Genomic DNA, 23,572 nt, shown 5'->3' on the forward strand with positions numbered 1-23,572 from the left:
GCCGGTCGGGGCGACCTTGTCGCCGCGATCTCGCATGCAAGGGGGCTGTCGGCTCGACCAGGCGGTTCAAGCCACCCGGCCGTTCCAGTCGTCGCTAGAGCAGCTTCCGATCCAATTGGATCGTCCAATAGCTCTAGCCCTTTGTTTTGACGCGTTTTCTCCGCGCAAACGCTTCGCTTTTGTCGCGAGGGAACCGGTGTTCACTTCGCTCGAAAACGCTCCAGGTCGGGCCTCGTCGAGAGAAGCGCTCCCCTGGCTGGACCAGCGGCACTCCAGGCGACCGGCAGCGTTGAGACACCATATCGCGACCGGTACCGGACGCCGTGCGGGATGCAGGCGAAGGATCGCGCAGGCGCCCTTGCTGAAGCCGATGCCGTCGGTTCGGCCTTGGTTGGAAAGGGCCGTCCGGCCGCGGAAGCGAATGATGTTGCTCATGGTTCACCTCCTCGGATCGCCTGGCGCCCGCCCACAGGCCGGCATCGCGCACGATCCATGCTGACGGCATGACCTCTCGCCCACGGCCGGAAGCCATGGTCGATCGATCGCTTGGGTCTTCATCCCCGGTGAAGGGCTGGACCAGTTGTTGTTAAGTCTCTTCGAACCGCGAGCGCGGTGAAGACATGCCCTCTGTGCTCGCCGCGGCATCTCCGGTCAATCGAACCATGGGTTCGTGAAATATACGATGGTATAGGCGGCGGGTCCGGCAGGTCCTCGCAGCCCAGACCGAGCCGGCGGCGCCGCGAGGGATCGGATCTGGGCAACCGACGCTCCAAAGCCCTGGGATCTCGACTATTCCAGCCCGGGATATTCGAGCGCACTGCGGCTCCGGATCGGCGATACAGGGGATGGTGCCTTGGCGCTGCCAGCCCCTTGGGCGGCCAATTTCCGGTTAGGTATCCATGGGTTACTGAGTTATGGTAATCTTACTGCTCGACAATGACTGGGGCTCACAAGTGATGCTGCGGACAAGTATCGTATTGCTCGCCTTGGCGGTTGCCATGCCGGCCGGTGCACGTGAAATCGTTGCCTATAAGGGCGAGGCGGCCCCGGGCGCGATCGTCATCAAGACCAAGGAACGGCGCTTGTATTTGGTGCAGGGCGATGGCACGGCCATCCGGTACCAGGTCGCGGTCGGGAAGGTCTCCAAGCAATGGCTTGGCGAGGTGCTGGTCGAGGGCAAGCATGTCGAGCCCGCCTGGTCGCCGCCCGATGAGATCAAGCGCGACAACCCCAAGCTGCCCGATGTCATCCCGGGGGGCTCGCCGCGAAACCCGATGGGCGCACGTGCGCTGACGCTGTCCGGCGGCGGACAATATGCGATCCATGGCACCAATCGGCCGGATTCGATCGGCACCTTTGCGTCCTATGGCTGCTTTCGGATGTTCAACGACGACATCGTCGATCTGTTCGAACGCGTCTCGGTCGGAACCCCAGTCCTGGTCCTGCGCTGATCGCTAGAGTGTTCTCGAGCGAAGCGGACACCGGTTCGCGTGAAGAAAACACGTTAGAACGAAGTGCCTGGAGCAACGATCCAGTTGGATCGTTACTTTAAGCAAGCTTACGCGCTGCCAAGTCATGGCAGCGCGCGAAGACCGGAAGCGTTCTTGGCTATTGAACGCGGTGGGCGGAATAGGCCGAGTCCGTGACCTTGGCGCTATTGAGAGACCGCAGGCTGGCGATGTAGTCGGCCGGATAGAGCAGGCTGTTGTTGGGCGCTTGCAGTCCCATGAACGTCGCGACCTCGCCGACCCATCTGTTGCAGTTATAGAGCACTGCATGCCAGGCTGGAGAGTTTTTCTGCTTGTTCCTGATATAGGCAGCCACGCGGCGGTATTGCGCCTCATTCAGGGGAACCCTGAAGCGCGCCGAGATGTATTGGTCTTCCATATCGCCGTCGCTAGGGCCAGTTTCGGACGGAACAGGCAAAACATGCCCGACGGTCCAAAGCTGTGGGCCTTCGCCTGCCGGATGTAGTCCGGCGACCTGATCGGCCGTGACCTGGCCGATCTCGCCTTTGGCGTTCAGCCGGCCATAGACGAGAAAGGTGTGGCCATAGCTGAGAGCGTAGCGCGACCGGAATTCCACGTAATATTGGTCGGTCCTCTGGCTCGCTTCCCGTCGCGAGGCGCGATGCCGGGTCCCGCGGACGGCCGGAGTGTCCTGCGTGGCGGTTATCTGATTGTCGTCAGGGGGCGCGTAGCGATCCTGCGCTTGGGTCGGGAGCGGCCCGAAGCCGCAGAACACGCCTGCAGCGCAGGCTATATAAGCCCAAGAGCGCGCTCGTTGATTCAGCTCAACCCACACCGCATAACTCCTGCTTTCGCGAGGAACGTATATCGGCACAGCGATCGCCGTCGCCGTATCATCGAATGACCGGAGTCATCTCAAATCCAGAGTAAGAAAACGGCCGGTTGGACCGGCCGTTTTCTATTGAGCTGGAACTAGCCCTTCGTCACAATCGGTGCAGAAGATGGCGGGGGGGCTTTGCCTTTGCCCTTGCCAATGGTTGCACATCCTCCGACGCCCATCAGAGCAACAGACACGGTCAACACCAGAAGCTTTTTCATTGATTCGCCCTCGTTGAGAACAGTCTAACTATGGATGATAGAAGTTCGACTACTAGTGCGGATGCGCAACACCATACCCAATTTCCGTGCCGAACGCCGGTCATGAGGCACGCGACAGAGTATTCCAGATATCGCGTGCGTTTTCAATCACCTAAGCCGTATGGGACTAAAGTGCTCAAATTTATGGTTTCCGATGTGGCTTAACAGGCTACCCTGCAGCGATGGCTGCATACGCTCCATAACGTGGCGAGAGCGTTTATGTTCCCTAGCTGATTCTCGGCACGACGCGGCCCGTGCGCGCCATGTAATCAGCGTATTCCGCTCCGAAGGCGTCGAGCATCAGGCGTTCCTCTTGTGCAACGCGAAGGGAATACAGAACGCCGAAACCGACTAGGCCCGACAGGCCGGCGATAAGGTTAGGCAGCAGCAAGGCTTGCGCGATCGCCCAGAGCCAGAAGGCCGAATACATGGGATGCCGGACATAGCGGTACACGCCGCCGGTCACGAGGCGGTGGCTCTCGCGCAGATCCAGAGAGACCGACCAGTTGCGGCCCAGCGCGCGGTGCGTGAGATGGAACAGGACCAGGGACGCAACCGCGACGACGGCGCCGATCCAGGCCAGCACCGGCTGGAACTGATAATTCGCAAAGCGCGGAAACCCGATTGCGACATAGATGAAGGGCAGGAGCCCAAGCCCGCTGAACGAGATCGTCAGCAACACGATCTCCCGCATTCCACGGGCGCTGCGGGAGATCGGCGTGCGCCGCGAGCGCCGTTCATGCGGAATCCGGATGACATACCAGCCGACGGCAAGCAGGACGTAGATCGCCTTCGCGATGGTCAGGGTCATTGCTGGGGGGCCTCTATCGGATTTGCGCTAGCCTGAATCGACGGGGCTGGGGCGAGAACTCTGCCTTCAGTATCGAATGCGTGCATGGCGCCGTCCTTCAATCGTGCTTGCTGTTCCGCATCGAGCGGCCCGCAGGTGAACATGAAATAGTCGTATGGCGCGCGCTGGTCGTTGCCCCTGACGAACTGGCAATGCATCCGATACCAGTTCCGGCGGATGCGGGGGTAGCGCGCCGGGTCGAGCATGCGCCTGATGCTGACGCTGCGGATGAGCGGCGAGTCCGTCTTGGCGAGGCCCATCAGTGTAAGCGGATCGCTGCGATAGAAGTTCATCACGTCCGAACGCGCCTGGTAGTCGGCCCAGAACAGTGCGGGGACGGCGCTCAAGCGCGCAACGGCGGCGCGCAGCCGGCTTGCTCCGCGATGCAGCCCGATCTTGAGCACCGAGGAGCCGGCGGAGAGAAACGCGATGCGAGGGCCACCATCCTGCCGCGCCAACCCGGCGGTGATCGCGCGATCGATCAGATCGATGGCAAGCACGGCTCCGAGGCTGTGCCCGATGATGAGGATTTCATCGACCGTATCATCTTGCGCCGCCTGGACGATGTCGGCGGCCACGCGCTGCAAGCGATCGTCGAGAACAGCATCGCCATGGCGGATGTAGCGGCGCGAGAAAATCCAATCGTCAAGGAGCAGTCCGAGATAGAGCCAGCGCTGCGCTGCATGAAACAGAAGCAGGAAAACGCCAATGCCGGCTCCGATTCCGATCAGGCCGGAGCCGGTCGAGCGCATCAGCGCCAGCCCTCCGGCCAAAGCGAGCAAGGTCACGACCGCCAGGATCAGGAAGGGATAGAGAAAGAACATCGCATAGCGCCAGCTCGTGCGCAGATATCCCCAGAACGCTCCAGCCAGGATGAAGTCGAAAAACGACAACAGCCCGCCGGGAAGGCGCCGCCACATCGGAGCGGCGCCCGTCGTCGCGATCACATCGTCCCAGCGGACCATGCGGAATGTCGTCTCGCTTTGCCAATTGGCGCCGCTCGTCTGCACCTGCCAGGTCGCCAGATCCTCGCCGATGGCGGGTTCGGACGCCGTGGCGGACGCCGCCCAGACCCGCTCGAAGCGCCGCAGCTCCCTGACGAACCGGCCATGCACAACCTCCGGGCGGGCATGGTCATACCCTCCAATATGATAGACTCGGCGCTTGAAGACCTTCGCCTCCGTCATCCCCGGCTGTCCCGTCGCCAATGCGTTTCCCGTCCCGGCTTTTTGTTACTGGATAGCCTGTGCTTGCACCAGCAAGCCCCCGTCAAGCGGGTAAGCGCATGTGGACGGTCCAGGCGAGGTGATCTGGGAACGCAGTTCTGGTCGCGAGGAGGCGTGAAAGCAGCGCGCTGACGGGCGGGTTTCGGGGGCAGGAAGCGATTATCCTCGGCTTCCCCGATAGCCGAGCCCCCGCGATATGTCGTCGGCGGCTTCGACAACCTGTTCGGCAGCCAAAGCAATCATTTCCGAGGTCAGGCGGGTCGACGGCCCCGAGATTCCAACGGCGGCCTCGACCACGCCATCGGCGCGCCTGATCGGCGCGGCCAGCCCATAGACGGCGCCACGCCATTCCCCGAGATTGATGGCATAGCCCTGCGAACGGATCGTCGACAGTTCGTGCTGGAGAGCCTCGAGGCTGTTGACGGTCTTCGGCGTGAAGATGGCGAGATTCCGCCCGATCCCTTCGATGATATGCGCGGGTTGAAACGCCAGAATCGCCTTCCCGATCGCAACCGCATGGGCAGGGGCCTTGCCGCCGATCTCCGAACTGGCGTGGAGAAGCTCGGGGCTATCGATCTTGTCGATATAGATCACGTCCGCTCCGGTCAGGACGGAGAGATGCACGGTTTCGCGGGTCCGCAGGGCGAGCTCCGAGAGGTGGCGCTGCGCCTCCCGCTTGAGGTCGAGCCGGGACAGCAGGCCGACCCCCAAACCCCATAATTTCAAGGACAGCCCATAGCGCCCGGTGGCCGGCTCACGCGCGAGATATCCGGCAAATTCGAAGGCTTCGAGCGCGCTTTGAACGTTGCTCTCGTTCAATTCCGTCTGCATCGCCAAATCTTCGACGCTCCTCGGCTGAGCGCTCTTGGCCAAGGCTTCAAGAATCATCAGGCCTTTTTGAAGTGTCGTGTCCATCGGTCGGGTTACGAACTCTCAAAATGCCACGGCATTCCAAATCTGGGGACGCAATCTCCGTACTCGGGCTTGGGTGAATTCTCGCTTGGAACTTACGGCGGCAACACTGTGAAACCTGCCCGAAGCGAGAGTGAAGAGCAAGTGGGAGCCCCGGGGTTGCCGGCCCGCTGGCGGCTCCAGGCGTTGCGTCGTTCAGAATGCCTGGAGCGCTCGGGCGGCGGCTTAAGAAGCCTGGCCTCGGCACGGTATCGGCCCTTCGTTCACTTCAGATAATCGAGCAGGTTGAGCGACTGGATCTTGGCCAATGCGGCATAGGATGCCTGCAGCTGGGTCTCGTAAGACGAGAGCTGGGCGGCGACCGCGGTGATGTCGACATCCCTTACGTTGCTGATCAGCCCGGAGGTGAAGTCCTGGTAATCGGTCTGCGTCGCCGAAGCGCGTTCGAGCGTCGCGGCATTGACCGAGAGCCGCCCTTGTACGGCCGCGACCGCATCGACGGCGGAGACGACGAGGTCGGATATGGCCTGCAAGGTGTCCGAATCCGGCGTGGTTGCGGCATTCGCCACGGCGCTGAGGGCACGCAGCGCCTGCTCGAAGGCGGTATTATCGCCGGTCACGCCATAGTTCACCGTGCGTTCGGAGGAGACCCGCACGGAGGTCGTCGTCGCGTTGCCCTGATAATAGGACGTATCGGCGGTATCGACGTCGGTGGCGGCGTAAGTGGTGAGATCGACCGCCGGTTGCGTGGTGTCGCTGCCGGCGAACAGATAGCGGCCTTCGAACTGCGTATTGAGCAGCGAGGCGAACTCCGTGAGATAGCTCTGCGCCGTGCTGATCAAGGAGGTGTCCGAGGCATCGGTCGCGCTGGAGCTGATGGCGCCGGACAGGCTCGCCCTGAAGCTCGACAGCATGTCGGTCATCGAATTGAGTGCGTCGTACATGACATCGACGCGGTTGCCCGCTTCGTCAGCGGCACTGGCATAGGCCTTGGAGCGGGCGAGCGAGACCTCGAGGCTGACGAGAGTCTTCGCCGAGCCGCCGAGCCCGCCATAGTCCGCCGACACGGAGCCCGAGGCTTCCTGCACCTGGACCTCGCCCATCTTCGCCTGGGTGCGCAGCGAGGCGGCAAGCATCCTGTCGTTCAAGGCGAAGGTCGCGATGCGCGTGACCATTGTCCCTAGCTCCGCTTGGCTTGTCAGCTCGACTGCACGGCCTGGAGCAGCGTGTCGAACATGTTGTTGAGGGCCTCGAGGAGCTGGCCCGCCATCGCGTATTGCTGCTGGAGTTCCGACAACCGCGCGGTTTCCTCGTCCAGGTTCACGCCCGATTGCGAGGACAGCGAATCCGCGAGCGACTGGCGGGCGGAGGTGCCATTGTCGAGGGCGGTCGAGGCGCTCGAGGCGGTTGTGGCGATGGTCGAGACGATGCTGGTCGCATAATCGGCGAAGGATGTCGTGCTCGCCTTGAGCTTGCCGGCGGCGGCAAAGCTGTGATTGCCGCTCAAGGCGTCGTTCATCGCCTCAGTGACGCTGCTCTCGCCGACGCTGACGACGCTGGCCCCGACCGTCAGCGTGGCAGCCGTCGACAAGGCCGAGGTGGCGAGCAGGCCGGGCGTCGCGAGCAGGTCGGAGCGCACCGAGATCGTCGCTGCGCTGCTGCCAGTCAGCAGGTCGTTCAGGCCGAAATAGTCGGAAAGGCCCTGGTCGTCGCTGCCGATGGCGCTGTCGATGTCCACCACCGCGACGCCCGTATCCGAAGCATCGGCCGTGACGACGAGCTTGCCGGCGCTGTTGACCGAGGCCGAGAGGCCGTCGATCGCGTCGATCGCCGAGGCGAGATCGCCGACGGTCGTGTAGGCGGAGAGGTCGAGGTCCTGATAGCTGACGAGCGCACCATCCGCGTCGGTGACGGCGAAACGGACGGTGCCGCTGCCGGACAAGGCGTCGCTGGCGGAAACCGTGGTGGTGCCGGTCAGCGTCGTGGGCGGCGGCGATGAGCTGCCGGCATTGTGGATGCTGTTGAGCGTCTCGATCAGCCCTGTCGCCAGCGCGTCGAGTTCGGCCTGGGCCGCCGGGAGCTCCGTATCGCGCTGCGCGATCAGCGCCCCGACCGTGCCCGAGCTGATCTCGGCGGTGATGCCCCGGCCGTCGACGGTGATGCCGTCGAACACCGTCGCGCTGGTGACGGCCGCGGCGCTGGAATAGGAGAGTTCGTGGACATTGCTGTCGAGCAGGGTCGTGCCGGTGGATGTGGAAATCCGCATCTGGTTGTCGGACGTCACATAATATTTGACGTCCATCTGCCCGGAGAGGGTCTGCAGCGCCGTATTGCGCTGGTCCTCCAGATCGCCCGTGGCATCGCCCCGCGCCTGGGCTGCCGCGATCTGGCTGTTCAGGGTTGCGATGCTGTTCAGGGATGCGTTGATGCTGTCGACGGAGTCCTCGATCCCGTCATCGGCATCGGCGCGCAGGCCCTGGATGCCGGCGGAGGTCTCGCGCAGCTGGCTCGCGAGCGTATCGAGCGCATCGACGACCTGCGCCTGCAGCGTCTGGCTCTCCGGCGTACCGGCGAGCGAGGACAGCGCCGTTTCGAGATTGGCGATGCTGTTGGCGAGCGAGGTCCCGCCGCTGTCGCTGCCGGTTGTCGAGCCGAGCAGGTTCTGCAGCTTGCTCGCAAAGCTGTCGGTCGAGGTCGCGGCGCCCAGCGTGCTCGTCGCGGCCACGAGATCCTTCAGCAGGTACTTGTCGACATTGCTCCTGATGGCTGTGACCGAGACCCCGGATCCGACGGTGCCCGTGGAGGCGGAGGTCTGGACCGCGACCTTGCGCGAATAGCCCTCCGTGTCGGCATTGGCGACATTCGAGGAGGTCAGCGCCATCTGCAGCTGCGTGGTCGCCAGCGAGCTATAGGCGATGCTGCGGATGGCTGTGAACGACATGGCTTACCCTCTAGAGATAGCGGCCCGAGCCTGCCGGAGACGGCGCGCGCGCGGCCGCCAGGCGGGCATTCGCGCCATACTGGTTCGGCGCCGGGGCTGCCTGCTCGCGGATCGCGCGCATGATCGCATCGACGCGACGTCGCGTTGCCGCGATCGACGAGCGCAAACTGTCGACATTGTCGTTCATGTGCTTGCGCAGGGTCTTGCTGCTTTCGACCAGGCGCCTGTGCACGGCTGCGTCGGCGTCATGGAAGTCGATATCCCGGCGGCGAACGCCGGCGACCCAATGGGTGAATTTTTCCGCCAGCTCGCGCTTGCGCTGAACGAGATGGGAGGTGGATGCCGGCGCGCCGGTGGCGAGATGGCGATTTTCCTCGTCGATGACGAGGATCAGCTCTTCGACGAGCGCAATCACGGCAGCGGCGGCGGCATTCGCCGATTGGCGCGGGTTGCCGGGCGCGGGTGCGTCAGCCATGGATCGGTTATCCTTCGGTTCGGTCATGATCGCTTCTGCGGCGTCATGGAGAGCTCATCGGCGCGCTGATAGGCGGTCATGGCGCGATGCGTATTGAGGCGTTTGTCGAGAGCGATGCTCATCTCGTCACGGGCGCCGCGTAGCGCTTCCAGGACGAGATCGAGATCGGCGAGCGTGACGAGGACTTCGTTGCGCTGCCGCGGCGGGATGCGCCCGGCGCTGCGTTGCTTGGCCTCGATATGGCCTTTCGCTTCCTTGTCGATGCGCGCCAGGCGGGCGAGCAGCGGGTCCTCCGCCAGCGGGTCCGGCTGCGCCGCGCGCGCAACCCGTGCCCGTTTCATCGGATCGCACTCAGCAGCGTGTCATACATGCTGCTGACCGTGGACATGATCTGTGCCGCGGACGAATAAGCCTGCTGGGCCGCCATCATGTTGCTGAATTCCTGGCTCGTGTCGGTGGTGCTGGTCTCCAGCATCCCGCCCGAGATCGTGCCGGCTCCGGCGGTTCCCGCGATATGCATCGAACTGGCGCCCGAGACGGAGTTCGCGGCATAGACGCCGCTGCTCATCGAGGTCAGGCCGTTGGCATTGCTGAAGGTCGCCACCGCCACCTTGTAGATCGCGCGGCGCTGATCATTGTCGTAATTGGCGTAGACGGTGCCGTCGTCGCCGATCTCGATGCCGGTCAGCGTGCCATAGCTGATGCCGTCCTGGTCATATTCGAGGGAGACGCTGAGCGTGTCGTCCCCGGACGAGAGCTGGCTGAGGCCGCTCGAGCTGTTGGCGGTGCCCATGTCGAGCGCGATCGTGCTGGCGGCGGCGCCGGTCGTCCAGCCGGTGAAGGAGAGCGTCGGCGGGCTGGGCGTGGTGCTGGCCAGCGTGCCGTCGCTGTTGAAGCTGATGCCGATCGTGTTGCTGGCCGCGGAGGTTGCGAGCGTGGCGCTGCCGCTCGAATCCGTCACATCAGAGAAAGCGGCGGACCACGTGTTTTCGGCCGTCTTCGTCCAGGTGACTGTCGTCTTCGCCGCCGTTCCCAGCGAATCGAAGATCTCGACATCGCTCTCGAAGCTGTCGCCGATTGCGGCATCCGCCGGCAGATTGGCTTGCAGCGAGAGGCTGGTCGTTGCCGCGGCGATGCTCGAGACCGAGGTGGTGTCGATGGTTTTCAGCGCGCTGGAACTGGTGGAGCCGGTGACATTGCCGTCGGCGTCGGTCGGCCAGCCCTGCAGGTAATAGCCGTTGCTTGCAAGGTAGCCGTTCTTGTCGATCGTGAACTCGCCATTGCGCGTATAGTAGATGTCGCCATTGGTCGCGCTCGAACCGACGACGAAGAAGCCGTTGCCTTCAATCGCCATGTTGGTGGCTGTCGCCGAAGCGGTCAGCGAGCCCTGGGCGGCGATGTTGGACACGCCCGAGGCGGCGACTCCGCCGGCGGAATAAGCGGATGACGAGGAATCCGCGATCAGGCTTTCGAAACTCGCGGTCGTCGTCTTGTAGCCATATGTGCTGGAATTGGCGAGGTTTTGGCTGACCATGGCCAGGGCCGCGCTTTGCGCCGACAGGGCCGAGACAGCCGAATTCAATGCGCCGGTGAGACTCATGGCGGTTACTCAACTCTATTTCAGGTTGGATAGAATCAGGCCGAGATGTTGAGCTGAGACGCGATCGTATTGACGCTCGAATAGAGATCGGAAACTGTAGACGACAAGGTTGTCATCGATTCCGATAGCGAAGACAGCGTGTCGTTCATCGCGACTTGCTGGCTGTAGCTGGCGTAGGACATCATTTGCGAGTTCATATCGCTGGCGCTTGTCGGATTCGACGGATCCTGGTTCTGCAGCTGACTGACGATCAACTGCATGAAATCCGTTTCCGTGAGCGCGGAAGACGATGAGGATGAACTCGTCGACGTGGTCGACGCTGTTGATGCAGCCGACGAAACTGAGCTGACGCTCATGACAAACCTCCATCGACAGCCCGGACGGGTGCTGTCCGGGAAGCCTGTGTTGCGATCTGGCCTATGGAAGCGCGGTCTGAGCCGCCTTCAGTATTGATACGGGCGGGGGAGGGTTTTCAGGCGCAGTTTATTGGCGGCATCGCAATTCGCGCGAGCGGCGGTCGCTTTGATCTCGGTTAATCAAGTATTAACTCTATTTATTAGCTTCTGAGTAAGATTTGGCCGTGCCGGGCGCGGCGAGGAGGCACCGGCTCCCGTGCCGGCCGATCAGGCGGATGCGCTGGGAGGGGCCGCGGCGGGGCGGGAGCGCTCTTGCTTTCGCGCTTCCGCGGGAAACAAGTTTTTACAAGTAAGTCGCGCCAGAAAGCCGCGGCGCCGAAACATCCCGCCCATTATTTCGGGGTGCTGTTCATGGCTCGCATCGAGCCGGGCAATGCGCGACAGCGCGTCACGCAGCCATCACTCAAGTGAGAACGCTGCGATGGGCAGGGCGCGTACCGCGTGCCGGGCCTTAGATGAAGCCGACTGTCTTGGCGTTGTTAGGAGCGCCGGTTTTGCAGATTGGACTGCGGGGCGGATGTCGGCGGCTGCGAAACCGCGCCGACAGCTTCCAGGATGATGCGATCGATCAGGCTCTTGGGTGCCCTGATGGGAGAGGCCGACTTGAACGCGGCGCGCAGGTTCCTGGCTTCATCGAGGGCAGCGCGCGCTACCGGAGAGGCAAGAAGCAAAGCCAGCCCCGGTTGCCGCAACCCGGCCGGCCAGGTCGCCAGATCGTCGCCATGCCGATCAATCGCGTCCTGAAATTCGCCGATTTTCATTGCGGTCTCGTTTCTGAGCGTATCTCCTTTGTTGATAAACTGTTTCGCAAATCAGGGAAATAGGCAAAAATCGCCGAGCGAATTCACGCCCGGCCCGGCCGGGCAGAGCGGCGAATGGAGCCGGGAAGGCCTGGTGCGTCGTTGGGCGGCCGCCCGGCCCGGCGCCTTCGAGGTTCAGCCGACCCTTGCCGGGCGGATGGCAGCCTGTTGATGCCGTGGCGCGGGTGTTTCCTCGCGCTTTGGGCTCATGCCGGCGACGATCGCCCAGGAATCGCGCAATTCACCGAGATGCTTGACGATCTTCATGTAACGAGCCGGCGCGTCCGGCTTTCCGTACGCTGTATGGATCGCCACGATATTATAGGTGTAGGCCTTCATCAGCTGCTGGGAGATGTCCTCGCCCTTGTCGAAGCGCAGATTGTGACACAAGCCCCGCAGAATCGTGGATGATTTGGAGATGCAGATATAGCTCTCCTCGTGCTTCCTGGCCTCGATGGCGCGGACCGCGAGATGGAGCTGGCGGATGGCCTCATCGTAAAGCTTCACGACGGCGACGAGCGGATGGACTTGTGCCGCGACCATCCGGTAGGTGGCGATGGCTCGGCTTGCATTCTGGTTCATGTCTCTCGGGTCCATTCATTAATCTTGATCGAGAAGCGCAGTCAGGTAGTCCTGCGTCGATTCCGCCGCGGAAATCGCGGCCTGGTAGCGGGCGTAGCGATTGGTGAGGTTGGTCCGGTAGGTTTCGGCGGCGGAGCGGATCGCATCGCTCTTGGTCTGGAGCGTCGTGTCGGTCGCCTCGAGATTGTCGATCAGCGTCTGCAGCGTGCCGTCCGAGGTGTCGGAGGCGGCGCTCGACGTGTTGTAGAGCAGCTCGGCGATGCCGGTGCTCAAGGAGACGTCGATCGATTTCGAGGTCGAGCCCGTATAGACGAAGCTGTAGCCCTCATAGGCGGTCCCGGCGGCGCCGACGATCCGGGTGCCTTTGATCGTGAAGAGCGAGGAATCGCCGTTCACCGAAGCCGAGCTCAGCGCCCCGCTGGCGTCGACCGTCACATCGAGGGTGAAGGGATTGGGCACATTGGTGCCGCGCGCCAGCAGCATCAGGTCGCTGGACGAGGCATCCATCTGGAAGCTGAGCAGCGCCTTGACTGAGTCGAGATCGTCCAGAAGCGCGTCGTCGAGCGTGTCCTCGTCGAGGACGAGCGTGCCGTCGCTGTCGAAGGAGAGGCCGATGAGTGCCATCGAATTCTCGCCGACGGTGCGCGTGAGTGCGCTGTAGACGGAGAGCGTGGTGCTGCGCATCGTCCCGTCGCCGAACAGCACGGCGTCGTCGGAGGCCGTGCCGTCGCTGGACAGCGTCTGCTGCGTCGTGACGAAATCGCGGAAGGCGTTATAGGCGTCGACGAGTGCCTGGATCGCGGTCTTGGCGGAGCTGACATCGGCGCCGATCTCGATCGTGATCGAGACGTCGCTCTCGGTATCCGGGTCGCTCTGGGTGGTCTGGTAGAGATGCAGCGTCACGCCGTCGAGCAGGTCGTCGATGTCGTTGGTGGAGCGGGTGGCGGTGATGCCGTCGAGCGTGACGATGGCGTCCTGCGATTCCTGCAGGACGTTGGCGAGAGCGCCGGTGCTGTCCGTGATGCCGAGCGAGGCGAGCACGTCGTCGCCCGAGACGGTGCTCGCGCTGATCGTCTCGCCGGTCTCGCTCGTGGACAGGATGAGCTGGTATTGCGAGGACGACACCTTCAGCACGGTGGCCTGCACGCCGGTGGTGCTCGACTGGTCATTGATCGCCTCGGCGAGATCGGCCAGCGACATGCTCTCGGTGACCGTCAATTCGACCGAGCTGCCGCTTTCCGTGCCAAGCGAGATCACGCCGGAATAGCCGAGATCCTCCGAACTGCTGGCGACGACGCTGCTCGCGATCTTGTGGGCCTTGGCGAGCTGCAGAATCTGGATGTCGTAGCTGCCGACATCGGTCCCGTCCTCGACCGTGGCGGACATCGAGGAGGAAGCATCGACATCGCCATTGGCGGAGAGATAGGCGGCCCGGTCCAGGAAAACGTCCTTGGAGCTGTTCGATGTTCCGGAGACGGCGCGCAGCGCATCGGCGGCGTCCGAGAGATCGCCGAGCAGGGACTGCAACTGCTCATAGGCGGAGACCTTGGCCTGGTTGGCGGTGATCTTGAGATCGATCGTGTCGGCCTTGCTGAGCTTGGCCTGGACCGAGGCCTCGATCAGCGCGCTCCAGTCGATGTCGGTGGGATCGGTGACGGAGGAGGTGCTCGACGTACTGCCCGAGCTCGATGTCGTCGCGGTGCTATAGGCCGAGGACAACAGATCCGATGTGCTCGAACTCGTACTGCTGACTGACGCCATCTCATCGCACCCCGGTGGAAGGGCGGGCCGGAGGAGACCGGCCCGCTTTGTTCATCGGATCACTGCAGCAGCTTGAGCAGTTCCTGCGGCATCTGGTTCGCCTGGGCGGCGGCGGCGACGGAGGCCTGGGTCTTGACCTTGGCTGCCGCCAGGGTGGCGGATTCGGAGGCCACGTCGACATCCTTGATCGCCGAATTGGCGGCCTCGAGGTTTTCGATGCTGGTGGCGATCGTGTTCGAGCGGAACTCGAAGCGCGATTCGAGCGCGCCGATATTGGCGCGGGCGCTCGAGACCTTGTCGATCGCGGCGTCGATCACATCGATGGCCGCCTGGGCGCCGTCCTGCGTCGCGACCGAGAGGGTGGTCCCGGCGTCGCGGCCCGTGCTGCTGGTGTCGTCGAAGCCGAGATCGGCGACATCGAAGCTGCCGGTGCCCGCGACGGTGATCTCGGCGGTGGAGCCGGTCGCGGTGTTCGACAGGGTCAGCTTGCCCGTGGTCGCATCGACGGAAGCCGACACGGTGCTGGTGCCCAGGGCGGTATTGATCGCGGTTGCGATGTCGTCGGCCGTGTAGACGCCGTCCGAGGCCGTTCCGCCGGTCGCCGACAGCGTCACCGAGGTGCCGTTGACGGTGAAGGAGACGTCGCCGCCGCTGGCGTCGTAGCCGCTGGCGCTGCCGACGAGGCTGGCGGGCGCCTCATCCGTTTTGGCGGTGATGTCGAGCGCCGAGGTGGTCAGGGCGTCGATCGTCACCTTGATGGTGTCGCTGGTGGCGTTCGAGCCGACGACGACGACCATGCCGTTGGCGAAGTCGCTGGTGCCGTCGAGCAGGCTGGCGCCGTTATAGCGCGTGCTCTCGCTGATGCCGTCGATTTCCTCTGCGAGCTGCGAGAACTCCGCGTCGATATAGGCACGCTCGGAATCGGTGACGGTGCCGGAGACCGACTGCGAGGCCAGCGCCTTCATGCGCTGCAGCATGTCGCTGATGTTGGAGGCGCCGCCATCGGCCGTCTGCAGGATCGAGGTGCCGTGGGAGGCGTTCGTGGCCGCCTGGGTCAGCGCCGTCACGTCGGACGAAATCCGCGTCGAGATGGCAAGGCCCGCGGCATCGTCCGAGGCCTTGGTGATGCGCGAACCGCTGGCCAGCTTGGACAGCGAGGACGACTGGTCGACGGAGTTCATGTTGAGGTATCGGACCGCCGAATTGGCGGCGATATTGGTCGAGATCACAGCCATGACGGCTTCTCCTTGCGCGGCTGGGAATTCGCCCTCCAGTTCAGGGAGGCGAGGACGCGGTGCTCCCGTGTCTGCCAGTTCAACGGAACGGCAGAGCCAGGCGGGCGCGGTTTCTGCGGGAGAAGCGGACTATGGCTAATCGTCTGTGAACGACTGCCGGATATCGCGTTCCGAACGGCGCAGATGCTTGCGCAGATGTTGGCGGCCGCGCTTCAGCAGCGCCTCGACGGCCGAGACCGTCGTCTCCATGATCTCCGCGATCTGCGCATTACTGAAATCGTCGTAATAGGACAGGATGAGGGCGACGCGCTGCTGGTCGGGCAGGCGCCCCATTTCCCGGGTCAGCAGGTCGTTGACTTCGTGGCGATGCAGCGCGGTAAGGGCGTCGGGCTGCTCGTCGACGATCTCGGGCAGGTTCTCCATGCCCTCGGTCTGCGGCCGCCGGCGCATGTCGAGGCAGCGATTGGTCACGACACGGTAGAGCCAGGTCGTGAATTTCGCCCGCCCGGTTTCCCAGCTGCCGCGATGGGTCCAGATCTTGAGCAGTGTGTCCTGGACCACATCCTCCGCATCGGCCGCGTTGCGCAGTATGCGCAGGGCCAGCGCATAGGCCCGGTCGACATGGCGTTCGACCAATTGGCGGAAAGCCGTCTCGTCGCTGAGCGCGATCAGCCGCAGGAGCTCGTCATCGCGATCCAATGGCCTGCGGATTGAGAGGTCCCCCAATTTCGGCAGCAGCTCCGTGCGCGCCTCCAGGGCCCCGATCGGCGGCATGGGAACGGCGAATGTCGCGATATCTAGATGAGACGGCGGACAGGTCATAGCGGCATTTCCCAGGGAGAGATCGCGCACAAATCGATGGAGTTGTGGCTTGTCCCTTCCAGTGAAACGGCGCAGCGGCGGAAACCAGGCGCGGAAAAATCGAAAAAAGATCATAAATTTCAAATACTTAACTAGGAAAAATTTTCCCAGTACTAGGCAAGAATTGCCGATCTCGAGGCCAGTTCCTGGTCGCTTTCGATGCAGGCGGGCGCACATCGGAGATGGTCTGGTGGTGATGAGGGGGCGCCGTCCGTCATTCTCGGGCGGAGCGAAGCGCAGACCCGAGAATCTGATGACCAGAAGGAGCTGGTTTCAAAGATGCTCGGGTCAAGCCCGAGCATGACGGCAAAGCGCGATGCCCCTTCCCTTTTCCCGAAGGGTTCCCCGCACTTCTTGCAGCACCGAAGCAGCCCGAAAACCGGTTCTCACCTTTCGGGCCGATGCCTAGCTCCGGCGCATCAGGATCATCTTCTCCTGCGTCATGTCGCGCATGGTGAAGGGGATGCCGCCGGTGGCGTAGCCGGATTCGCGGCGGCCGGCGAAGGGCATCCAGTCGGTGCGGAAGGTGGTGGGATCATTGATCATGACAGCCGAGGCATCGAGCCGGTTGGCGGCGCGCAAGGCGATGTCGATGTCCTGCGCGAAGATGCTGGCCTGGAAGGCGACCGGCAGGGAATTGGCCCGGGCGATCGCTTCGTCGAGATCGCGATAGCGGTAGATCGCGACGGCTGGCCCGAAGATCTCCTCCCGCGAAATGCGTGCCTCCTCGGACGGATCGACCAGCACGGTCGGCTCCAGCGTCGTCTCGGAGAGGCGCTTGCCGCCGGTCAGCAGCCTGGCGCCGCCCTTCACCGCCTCGTCGATCCAGGAGGCGACACGGTCGGCTTCCTTCGGCGTGATCAGCGGGCCGACTTCGGTGTCCTTCAGCACGGGATCCCCGGTGCGTAGCTTCTTCACTCGCGCGACGAGACGCTCGGTGAAGTCGTTGACGATGGAATCATGCACATAGATGCGCTGCGTCGACACGCAGACCTGGCCGGCATGGTAGTAGCCGCCCTTGACGATCGGCTCGATGATCGCTTCGAGATTGGCGCTCTTGTCGACGATCGCAGGTGCGACGCCGCCATGCTCCAGCGCCGAGCGCGCGCCATGGGCCAGCTTGGAATGCAGGTACCAGCCGACCTTGGCCGAGCCAATGAAGCTGAGGAAGGCGATGCGCGGGTCGGTCGCGAGCTTTTCGGCAAGATCGGTCGTCTCGGGGACGAAGCTCTGGCACCAGGCCTCCGGCAGCCCAGCCTCATGCGCGAGCGCGACGAAGTCGAGGCAGGACAGCGGCGTCGTGCCCGCCGGCTTGATGATGACCGGGCAGCCAGTGGCGATCGCAGGGGCGACCTGATGCACGATCAGGTTCAACGGATGGTTGAAGGCCGAGATCGCCGCGACGATGCCGATCGGCTCCTTGGTGGTGAAGGCCCAGCGATCGATGGCGGCCGGGGATAGCCCCATCGGGATCTCGCGGCCGGCAAAATTGCGTAATTCGTCGGCGGCGTTGTGGACGCCGTCGATGGCGCGGGTGACCTCGACGATCGCGTCCGGCAGCGGCTTGCCGCCTTCGCGTGCGATCTGCAAAGCGAGATGGTCGCGCTTCGCGGCGATCAGCCCGGCCAGCCGGCGCAGGAGCGCCATCCGCTCATGCGGCTTGAGCCAACCGTCGCGGTTGCGGAAGACGCGCTCGGCAGCCTGGAGCTTGGCTTCCAGCGCGGCCGCGTCGTCGGTCGCGATCTCGGTGATCGGCGCGCGGTCGAAGGCCTGTACGACCTGCAGCATGGGTTTTCTCCCGGTCAGGCGAGCTGGATGTCGGGGCTGTGGTTGCGCAGCTCCTCGACGAGCACGCGGGTGTTTTCGGAATAGTCGATCGGCACCTCGACGAGATGGAGGCCGCCGCCTGCGAAGGCTGCCTCCAGCGTCGGCACGAGTTCCTCGACCGCCGTCACCCGCGAACCCTTCGCACCATAGGCCTGGGCATAGCGGACGAAGTCGGGATTGCCGAAGGTCATGCCGAAATCGGGAAAATTATCGACCGACTGCTTCCAGCGGATCATGCCATAGGCGTTGTCGTTGAGGATGACGACGACGAGGTTCAGGCCGAGCCGAACCGCCGTCTCCATCTCCTGCGAGTTCATCATGAAGCCGCCATCGCCGCACACCGCCATGACGCGTCGTTCGGGATAGAGCATCGCCGCCATCATCGCCGAGGGCAGCCCCGCGCCCATCGTCGCCAGCGCATTGTCGAGCAGCAGCGTGTTGGCGACATGAGTGCGGTAGTTCCGGGCGAACCAGATCTTGTACATGCCGTTGTCGAGGCAAACGATGCCGTCCTCCGGCATGACCTGGCGGATATCGTGGACGATGCGTTGCGGCGTGACCGGGAAGCGGTCCTCCTCGGCGCGATCATTGATCCGGGCAAGGATCGTCTGGCGCAGCTCCAGCATCGAGGAATCGGCCGCGAGCTTGCCTTCGAGCCGGTCGGCAAGCGCCGTCACGGTCGCGCCGATGTCGCCGATCACCTCGGCGTCGGGATGGTAGACCTGTTCGACATTGGCGGATTGGTAGCCGATATGGATGACCTTCGAGCCGCCGGCGCTCTTCATCAGGAAGGGCGGCTTCTCGACCGTGTCATGGCCGATCGAGATGATCAGGTCGGCCTTGTCGACAGCGAGATGGACATAGTCGCGCTCGGACAGGGCGGCGGTGCCCATATAGAGGTTCGAGCCGCCGGTGACGGCGCCCTTGCCCATCTGCGTGTTGAAGAAGGGCAGGCGCGTGCGCCTGACGAAGGACGACAAGGCCTCGACGAGGCGCGGCCGGTTGCCCGCCGCGCCGATCATGACGAGCGGGTGCTTGGCGGCCAGGATCATTTCGGCCGCGCGGTCGAGCGCGGCGGCTTGAGCGACCGGGCGCTCCAGCGGGTGAACCGGAATGACCGAGGCATCCGCGATCGCCTCGGCCGCGACATCCTCGGGCAATTCGAGATGGACCGGACCTGGCCGCTCCTCCATCGCGACGCGGAAGGCGTCGCGCACCACGGATGGGATGCTGGCGACGCTGACGATCTGTCGCGTCATCTTGGTCAATGGCTTCATCGAGGCGACGACATCGACGATCTGGAAGCGCGCCTGCTTTGCGGTCATGATCGCCTTCTGGCCGGTGATCAGGATCATCGGCATGGCGCCGAGATGGGCGTAGGCCGCCCCGGTGGAGAAGTTGAGCGCGCCAGGTCCCAGCGTTGCGATGCAGACGCCGGGTTTGCCGGTCAGGCGGCCATGGGTCGCGGCCATGAAGGCCGCCGCCTGCTCATGCCGCGTCAGGATCAGCTTGATGCTGGAGGTGCGAAGCGACTCGACGACATCGAGGTTCTCCTCGCCCGGCACACCGAAAATGCGGTCGACGCCCTCGTTCTCGAGCGCCTCAATCAAGAGGTCGGAGCCCTTCTTCATCACTGGCCGCCTTTCGCTAAGAAGATTGCCTCATCTGACGGTTAGGCTAGGCCGTTGCGGCGCGGACGGAAAGCCGGGCCGGGAAGGGCTGCCATGCGGCGCGCCGGATTGCGCGAGTAAGGCGTGGCTACCAAGAGGGGGCGGCAGCGTTTCGAGGCCCTGCTATGCCGGGGCAGGCCTTGCGGCTGGGCTTTGCCTGCCGTAACCGGAAATTCCCTTCCGCCGACGATCCCGAGCCATGGCCGCCTCGATTTCAGACCGTTACTCCGCCTTGGTCGAAGCCGGCGCCATCGAGCGCGATCCGGCGCAGGTCGCCGTGGTCAGGCGCCTGGCAGCGCTGGCCGAGACCTTGGGCGCGCGCCGCCTGGGCAGGAAGAGCAGTGCGCTCGGCTGGCTGCTCGGCGGCAAGCAGAGCTCATCCGAGGCTCCCAAGGGGCTCTATATCTGGGGCTCGGTTGGGCGTGGCAAGACCATGCTGATGGACATGTTCTATGACGCAGCACCGGTGCCGAAGCGCCGGCGCGTGCATTTCCACGAATTCCTGGCCGATGTTCATGTCCGTATCCATGCCTATCGCCAGCGCCTCAAGGCCGGCGAGGTCAAGGAGCCGGACCCGATCGGCCCGGTCGCGTCCGACCTCGCCGAGGAGGCGAGCCTGCTCTGCTTCGACGAGTTCACGGTCACCGACATCGCCGATGCGATGATCCTCGGCCGGCTGTTCACGGCCCTGTTCGCAGCTGGCGTCGTCGTCGTCGCGACCTCGAATGTCGAGCCGTCGCGGCTCTATGAGGGCGGGCTCAACCGGGCGCTGTTCCTGCCTTTCATCGCGCTGCTGACCGAGAAGGTCGAGGTGCTCAGGCTCGATGCGCGCACCGATTTCCGCCTGGAGAAGCTCGGCGGCGCGCCGACCTATCACGTTCCGGCTGACACGGCGGCGCAGGCTGCGCTCGACGAGGCGTTCAGGCGCGTCTCCGGCGCGGCGCATGGCGTGCCGGTGACCCTGTCGGTCAAGGGCCATGAGATGCGGATTCCGCAGGCGGCCGGCGGCGTGGCGCGGGCGAGCTTTTCCGATCTCTGCAGCCAGGCCTATGGCGCCTCCGACTATATCGCGCTGGCGCAGCGCTTCCACACGCTGGTGCTCGACGACATCCCGGTGCTGGTGCGGGACCGGCGCAACGAGGCCAAGCGCTTTATCATCCTGATCGACACGCTCTACGAGCACCACGTCAAGCTCGTCGCTTCGGCGGCGGCCGAGCCGCACGAACTCTACAAGGACGGCAATGGCCGCGAGGCCTTCGAGTTCGACCGCACGGTCTCGCGATTGATCGAGATGCGCTCCGACGACTATCTCGCCTTGCCGCATGGCCGCGCCGATTCCGCCGCGAGCGGCGATAGCGGCGGATTGGTGGAAACCTGAGCCATGCCGACACGCGAGCCTGATAATGCAGTGATGATCAGGCCGGCCACGATGGACGATGCAGCGGCCATCAGCGCGATCGTCATAAGAACTCTGCGTGAGACGAACGCGAAATTTTACACTGCCGAGATGATCGAAACAGTGGTCGCCAACTTCTCGGTTGATCGGGTCGAGGCGCGTATGGCGGAGCGTGTCGTTCTCGTCGCGACGATCGCCGGCATCGTTGTCGGTACGGCGAGCCTGCATCAGACGACGGTCCGCACTGTGTTCGTTTGTCCAGATCGACAGGGACAGCGGATCGGGGCCACTTTGATGGCCCGTATCCTGGACATCGCGCGCGAACAGGGGCTGGACAGTCTGACGGTGCCTTCCGCGATCAATGCGGAGCCGTTTTATCGAAAATTGGGGTTCCGCTTCATTCGGGATGAGATCGAAGATGCCGGGCGCATCATCATCATGAGCAAAACGCTCGCTCCCGCCGATGAGCGGAACTGAGGCCCCATGCCGATGCGCGAACCGAGCGAGACCCGCATCCTCTCGGTCGCCAGCGAGCATCTGCGCCAGTTCGGCCTGAAGCGCTTCACCGTCGTGGCGGTGGCGGCGGAGGCGGGCATGACGCATGCCAATGTCTATCGCTACTTTCCGTCGCGCGGGGCGCTGGTCGATGCTGTCGTCGATGTCTGGCTGAAGACGACCGAGCGGCGGCTCGCCGACATCGCCGACGGGCCCGACCCCGCCGCCGACAAGCTCGAACGGTTGATCCTGGCGCTGGCCAAGGGCAATCGCGATCTGCTGAGTGAGGATCCGCATCTCTTCGCCGCGCTCTCGCAGGCGGTCGCCAAGCGCCATGCGATCAGCCGGCGCAACCGCACCCGCGTCCGCGCGCTGTTCGAGCGCGTCATCGACGAGGGCATTGCGTCGGGCGCCTTCGAGCCGCGCGACCGCGACCGCGCCATCGCCTTCGTCATCGACGCCACGCACCGCTTCATCCATCCGGCCGCGCTGGCACTCGAGGCGGATGTGCCCCAGGCCTCTGTCGATACGCGCCTGGCCACGCTGATCCGCGTCGCTCTGCGCGTGCTGGAAACCGGGATCATCTGAAAAATCTTGTGACAAATTACAAAATCTGTAAATTGTCATTGCCGGTTTTCTTGGCGTTGGACGAGGCGGCCCCATTTTCGCCCGGTGCAAGTGCTTGAAATCAGGTCGATTGGTCGGTTGCGCTCCAAACTGGCGCGCATCGAGGCTGGTCTTCATCCCCGCAAACGACAGGGTTGCGGCAAAAGCCCCGTTTGGGCCAAAGAAACCCACGGTTTCGGCCGGCCACCGGCCTCCCGCAGCACCTAAGGACAAGGACTAGGATATGGCCCGCAAGAAGATTGCCCTCATCGGCGCCGGCCAGATCGGCGGAACGCTCGCGCACCTGGCCGGTCTGAAGGAACTGGGCGACGTCGTCATGTTCGACATCGCCGAGGGCATCCCGCAAGGCAAGGGCCTCGACATCGCCGAATCCGCGCCGGTCGACGGTTTCGACGCGAGCTATACCGGCACGCAGTCCTATGAGGACATCAAGGGTGCGGACGTGATCATCGTCACCGCCGGCGTGCCGCGCAAGCCCGGCATGAGCCGCGACGACCTGATCGGCATCAACCTCAAGGTGATGAAGTCGGTCGGCGAGGGCATCAAGACCTACGCCCCCAAGGCCTTCGTCATCTGCATCACCAACCCGCTCGACGCGATGGTCTGGGCGCTGCAGAAGTTCTCCGGGCTCAAGCCCAACATGATCTGCGGCATGGCCGGCGTGCTCGACAGCGCCCGCTTCCGCCACTTCCTCGCCGACGAGTTCAAGGTCTCGGTCAAGGACGTCTCAGCCTTCGTGCTCGGCGGCCATGGCGACGACATGGTGCCGCTCGTCCGCTACTCGGGCGTTGCCGGCATTCCGCTGCCTGACCTCGTCAAGATGAAGTGGACCACCCAGGAGCGCCTGGACGCCATCGTCGAGCGCACCCGCAAGGGCGGCGGCGAGATCGTCAACCTGCTCAAGACCGGTTCGGCCTTCTATGCGCCCGCGGCTTCCGCGATCGCGATGGCCGAGAGCTATCTCAAGGACCAGAAGCGCGTCCTGCCGGCGGCGGCCGCGCTCAAGGGCCAGTACGGCGTCAAGGACATGTTCGTCGGCGTGCCGGTGGTGATTGGCGCCAAGGGCGTCGAGAAGGTCGTCAAGATCCGCCTCAACAGCGCCGAGAAGGCGATGCTGGAGAAGTCGGTGGCTTCGGTCCAGACCCTCATCGATGCCTGCAAGGCCGTCGATCCGTCATTGGCGTGAGATAAGGGCAGTCGGCAATAGGCAGTCGGCAGTCGTGAAAATGGCGCCGGCTCGCTTCCCTACCGCCGACTGCCTATTGCCGACTGCCAAAATAACCTTCGCTTCA

23 protein-coding genes and 1 pseudogene are annotated in these 23,572 nt (G+C 63.9%); 5 read left to right on the forward strand and 19 right to left on the reverse strand.

Going from position 1 to position 23,572, the window contains the following annotated elements; all coding sequences use genetic code 11:
- Positions 1 to 66: 66 nt before the first annotated feature.
- Positions 67 to 435: a hypothetical protein gene (locus tag RMR04_RS01135; protein ID WP_311912542.1), complete on the reverse strand. Its 369-nt coding sequence runs from the start codon at positions 433 to 435 to the stop codon at positions 67 to 69.
- Positions 436 to 956: 521 nt separating this feature from the next.
- Here RMR04_RS01135 and RMR04_RS01140 point away from each other — a divergent pair.
- The gene (locus RMR04_RS01140) at positions 957 to 1,451 is read left to right on the forward strand and encodes a L,D-transpeptidase (RefSeq protein ID WP_311912543.1); all 495 of its coding nucleotides are present in this window, start codon (positions 957 to 959) and stop codon (positions 1,449 to 1,451) included.
- A 157-nt stretch (positions 1,452 to 1,608) separates the two neighbouring features.
- Here RMR04_RS01140 and RMR04_RS01145 read toward each other — a convergent pair whose 3' ends face one another.
- From RMR04_RS01145 to RMR04_RS01230, 18 genes and pseudogenes are all read right to left on the reverse strand, one after another.
- The gene (locus tag RMR04_RS01145) at positions 1,609 to 2,304 is read right to left on the reverse strand and encodes a hypothetical protein (RefSeq protein WP_311912544.1); all 696 of its coding nucleotides are present in this window, start codon (positions 2,302 to 2,304) and stop codon (positions 1,609 to 1,611) included.
- Between the two features lie 528 nt (positions 2,305 to 2,832).
- Positions 2,833 to 3,417: a protein-S-isoprenylcysteine O-methyltransferase gene (locus RMR04_RS01150; RefSeq protein ID WP_311912545.1), complete on the reverse strand. Its 585-nt coding sequence runs from the start codon at positions 3,415 to 3,417 to the stop codon at positions 2,833 to 2,835.
- On the reverse strand, positions 3,414 to 4,643 hold the full coding sequence (locus tag RMR04_RS01155) for a hypothetical protein (RefSeq protein WP_311912546.1): 1,230 nt from the start codon (positions 4,641 to 4,643) through the stop codon (positions 3,414 to 3,416). Before RMR04_RS01155 ends, RMR04_RS01150 begins: the two co-directional genes overlap by 4 nt.
- A 198-nt stretch (positions 4,644 to 4,841) precedes the next feature.
- Complete coding sequence (locus RMR04_RS01160; protein ID WP_311912547.1) at positions 4,842 to 5,597, reverse strand: IclR family transcriptional regulator; 756 nt, start codon at positions 5,595 to 5,597, stop codon at positions 4,842 to 4,844.
- A gap of 260 nt (positions 5,598 to 5,857) precedes the next feature.
- The gene (locus tag RMR04_RS01165) at positions 5,858 to 6,769 is read right to left on the reverse strand and encodes a flagellin (RefSeq protein ID WP_311912548.1); all 912 of its coding nucleotides are present in this window, start codon (positions 6,767 to 6,769) and stop codon (positions 5,858 to 5,860) included.
- Positions 6,770 to 6,792: 23 nt separating this feature from the next.
- Positions 6,793 to 8,535 (reverse strand): flagellar hook-associated protein FlgK, encoded by a 1,743-nt coding sequence (flgK, locus tag RMR04_RS01170; protein WP_311912549.1) that lies wholly within the window; start codon positions 8,533 to 8,535, stop codon positions 6,793 to 6,795.
- Positions 8,536 to 8,545: 10 nt separating this feature from the next.
- Positions 8,546 to 9,010, reverse strand: coding sequence for a flagellar protein FlgN (locus RMR04_RS01175; protein ID WP_311912550.1), 465 nt, complete (start codon positions 9,008 to 9,010; stop codon positions 8,546 to 8,548).
- Between the two features lie 23 nt (positions 9,011 to 9,033).
- The gene (locus tag RMR04_RS01180) at positions 9,034 to 9,351 is read right to left on the reverse strand and encodes a hypothetical protein (protein ID WP_311912551.1); all 318 of its coding nucleotides are present in this window, start codon (positions 9,349 to 9,351) and stop codon (positions 9,034 to 9,036) included.
- On the reverse strand, positions 9,348 to 10,610 hold the full coding sequence (gene flgE, locus RMR04_RS01185) for a flagellar hook protein FlgE (protein ID WP_311912552.1): 1,263 nt from the start codon (positions 10,608 to 10,610) through the stop codon (positions 9,348 to 9,350). Before flgE ends, RMR04_RS01180 begins: the two co-directional genes overlap by 4 nt.
- A 35-nt stretch (positions 10,611 to 10,645) precedes the next feature.
- Entirely contained in the window at positions 10,646 to 10,966 is a 321-nt protein-coding gene (locus RMR04_RS01190; protein WP_311912553.1) for a flagellar hook capping FlgD N-terminal domain-containing protein, read from the reverse strand.
- Positions 10,967 to 11,505: 539 nt separating this feature from the next.
- Positions 11,506 to 11,787 carry a hypothetical protein gene (locus RMR04_RS01195; protein WP_311912554.1) on the reverse strand — a complete coding sequence of 94 codons (282 nt, stop codon included), beginning with the start codon at positions 11,785 to 11,787 and terminating at the stop codon, positions 11,506 to 11,508.
- A 174-nt stretch (positions 11,788 to 11,961) separates the two neighbouring features.
- Complete coding sequence (locus RMR04_RS01200; protein WP_311912555.1) at positions 11,962 to 12,408, reverse strand: flagellar export chaperone FliS; 447 nt, start codon at positions 12,406 to 12,408, stop codon at positions 11,962 to 11,964.
- An 18-nt stretch (positions 12,409 to 12,426) separates the two neighbouring features.
- The gene (fliD, locus tag RMR04_RS01205; protein ID WP_311912556.1) at positions 12,427 to 14,169 is read right to left on the reverse strand and encodes a flagellar filament capping protein FliD; all 1,743 of its coding nucleotides are present in this window, start codon (positions 14,167 to 14,169) and stop codon (positions 12,427 to 12,429) included.
- Positions 14,170 to 14,228: 59 nt separating this feature from the next.
- Complete coding sequence (locus RMR04_RS01210; RefSeq protein WP_311916016.1) at positions 14,229 to 14,783, reverse strand: flagellin; 555 nt, start codon at positions 14,781 to 14,783, stop codon at positions 14,229 to 14,231.
- Between the two features lie 101 nt (positions 14,784 to 14,884).
- Positions 14,885 to 15,404: pseudogene (locus RMR04_RS01215) on the reverse strand (flagellin); the annotation flags it as partial.
- A 135-nt stretch (positions 15,405 to 15,539) separates the two neighbouring features.
- Positions 15,540 to 16,226, reverse strand: a complete 687-nt coding sequence (locus RMR04_RS01220) for an RNA polymerase sigma factor (RefSeq protein WP_410492306.1) — start codon at positions 16,224 to 16,226, stop codon at positions 15,540 to 15,542.
- 444 nt (positions 16,227 to 16,670) lie between these two features.
- Complete coding sequence (locus tag RMR04_RS01225) at positions 16,671 to 18,053, reverse strand: aldehyde dehydrogenase family protein (RefSeq protein ID WP_311912558.1); 1,383 nt, start codon at positions 18,051 to 18,053, stop codon at positions 16,671 to 16,673.
- 14 nt (positions 18,054 to 18,067) lie between these two features.
- Positions 18,068 to 19,723, reverse strand: a complete 1,656-nt coding sequence (locus RMR04_RS01230) for an acetolactate synthase large subunit (protein ID WP_311912559.1) — start codon at positions 19,721 to 19,723, stop codon at positions 18,068 to 18,070.
- A 238-nt stretch (positions 19,724 to 19,961) separates the two neighbouring features.
- On the opposite strand from RMR04_RS01230, the gene zapE reads away from it, so the two are divergent.
- The 4 genes from zapE (at position 19,962) to mdh (ending at position 23,466) form a co-directional block, all read left to right on the forward strand.
- A complete protein-coding gene (zapE, locus tag RMR04_RS01235) occupies positions 19,962 to 21,140 on the forward strand; it encodes a cell division protein ZapE (RefSeq protein ID WP_311912560.1) in 1,179 nt (392 codons plus the stop codon).
- Between the two features lie 3 nt (positions 21,141 to 21,143).
- Positions 21,144 to 21,635, forward strand: coding sequence for a GNAT family N-acetyltransferase (locus tag RMR04_RS01240; protein WP_311912561.1), 492 nt, complete (start codon positions 21,144 to 21,146; stop codon positions 21,633 to 21,635).
- A gap of 6 nt (positions 21,636 to 21,641) precedes the next feature.
- Positions 21,642 to 22,241 carry a TetR/AcrR family transcriptional regulator gene (locus RMR04_RS01245; RefSeq protein ID WP_311912562.1) on the forward strand — a complete coding sequence of 200 codons (600 nt, stop codon included), beginning with the start codon at positions 21,642 to 21,644 and terminating at the stop codon, positions 22,239 to 22,241.
- Between the two features lie 262 nt (positions 22,242 to 22,503).
- A complete protein-coding gene (gene mdh / locus RMR04_RS01250) occupies positions 22,504 to 23,466 on the forward strand; it encodes a malate dehydrogenase (RefSeq protein ID WP_069688842.1) in 963 nt (320 codons plus the stop codon).
- Positions 23,467 to 23,572: the final 106 nt, after the last annotated feature.

The sequence above is a fragment of the Bosea sp. 685 genome, from assembly GCF_031884435.1.
In the GTDB taxonomy this organism is placed as follows: Bacteria; Pseudomonadota; Alphaproteobacteria; order Rhizobiales; family Beijerinckiaceae; genus Allobosea.

Coding starts and splice junctions, on each gene's coding strand:
- RMR04_RS01180 (WP_311912551.1), bottom strand. CDS start 9,351: ATGAAACGGGCACGGGTTGCGCGCGCGGCGCAGCCGGACCCGCTGGCG.
- RMR04_RS01135 (WP_311912542.1), bottom strand. CDS start 435: ATGAGCAACATCATTCGCTTCCGCGGCCGGACGGCCCTTTCCAACCAA.
- RMR04_RS01150 (WP_311912545.1), bottom strand. CDS start 3,417: ATGACCCTGACCATCGCGAAGGCGATCTACGTCCTGCTTGCCGTCGGC.
- RMR04_RS01140 (WP_311912543.1), top strand. CDS start 957: ATGCTGCGGACAAGTATCGTATTGCTCGCCTTGGCGGTTGCCATGCCG.
- RMR04_RS01220 (WP_410492306.1), bottom strand. CDS start 16,226: ATGACCTGTCCGCCGTCTCATCTAGATATCGCGACATTCGCCGTTCCC.
- RMR04_RS01190 (WP_311912553.1), bottom strand. CDS start 10,966: ATGAGCGTCAGCTCAGTTTCGTCGGCTGCATCAACAGCGTCGACCACG.
- RMR04_RS01225 (WP_311912558.1), bottom strand. CDS start 18,053: ATGCTGCAGGTCGTACAGGCCTTCGACCGCGCGCCGATCACCGAGATC.
- RMR04_RS01160 (WP_311912547.1), bottom strand. CDS start 5,597: ATGGACACGACACTTCAAAAAGGCCTGATGATTCTTGAAGCCTTGGCC.
- RMR04_RS01175 (WP_311912550.1), bottom strand. CDS start 9,010: ATGGCTGACGCACCCGCGCCCGGCAACCCGCGCCAATCGGCGAATGCC.
- RMR04_RS01240 (WP_311912561.1), top strand. CDS start 21,144: ATGCCGACACGCGAGCCTGATAATGCAGTGATGATCAGGCCGGCCACG.
- RMR04_RS01195 (WP_311912554.1), bottom strand. CDS start 11,787: ATGAAAATCGGCGAATTTCAGGACGCGATTGATCGGCATGGCGACGAT.
- flgE (WP_311912552.1), bottom strand. CDS start 10,610: ATGAGTCTCACCGGCGCATTGAATTCGGCTGTCTCGGCCCTGTCGGCG.
- RMR04_RS01230 (WP_311912559.1), bottom strand. CDS start 19,723: ATGAAGAAGGGCTCCGACCTCTTGATTGAGGCGCTCGAGAACGAGGGC.
- RMR04_RS01245 (WP_311912562.1), top strand. CDS start 21,642: ATGCCGATGCGCGAACCGAGCGAGACCCGCATCCTCTCGGTCGCCAGC.
- mdh (WP_069688842.1), top strand. CDS start 22,504: ATGGCCCGCAAGAAGATTGCCCTCATCGGCGCCGGCCAGATCGGCGGA.
- RMR04_RS01200 (WP_311912555.1), bottom strand. CDS start 12,408: ATGAACCAGAATGCAAGCCGAGCCATCGCCACCTACCGGATGGTCGCG.
- RMR04_RS01155 (WP_311912546.1), bottom strand. CDS start 4,643: ATGACGGAGGCGAAGGTCTTCAAGCGCCGAGTCTATCATATTGGAGGG.
- RMR04_RS01165 (WP_311912548.1), bottom strand. CDS start 6,769: ATGGTCACGCGCATCGCGACCTTCGCCTTGAACGACAGGATGCTTGCC.
- flgK (WP_311912549.1), bottom strand. CDS start 8,535: ATGTCGTTCACAGCCATCCGCAGCATCGCCTATAGCTCGCTGGCGACC.
- fliD (WP_311912556.1), bottom strand. CDS start 14,169: ATGGCGTCAGTCAGCAGTACGAGTTCGAGCACATCGGATCTGTTGTCC.
- zapE (WP_311912560.1), top strand. CDS start 19,962: ATGGCCGCCTCGATTTCAGACCGTTACTCCGCCTTGGTCGAAGCCGGC.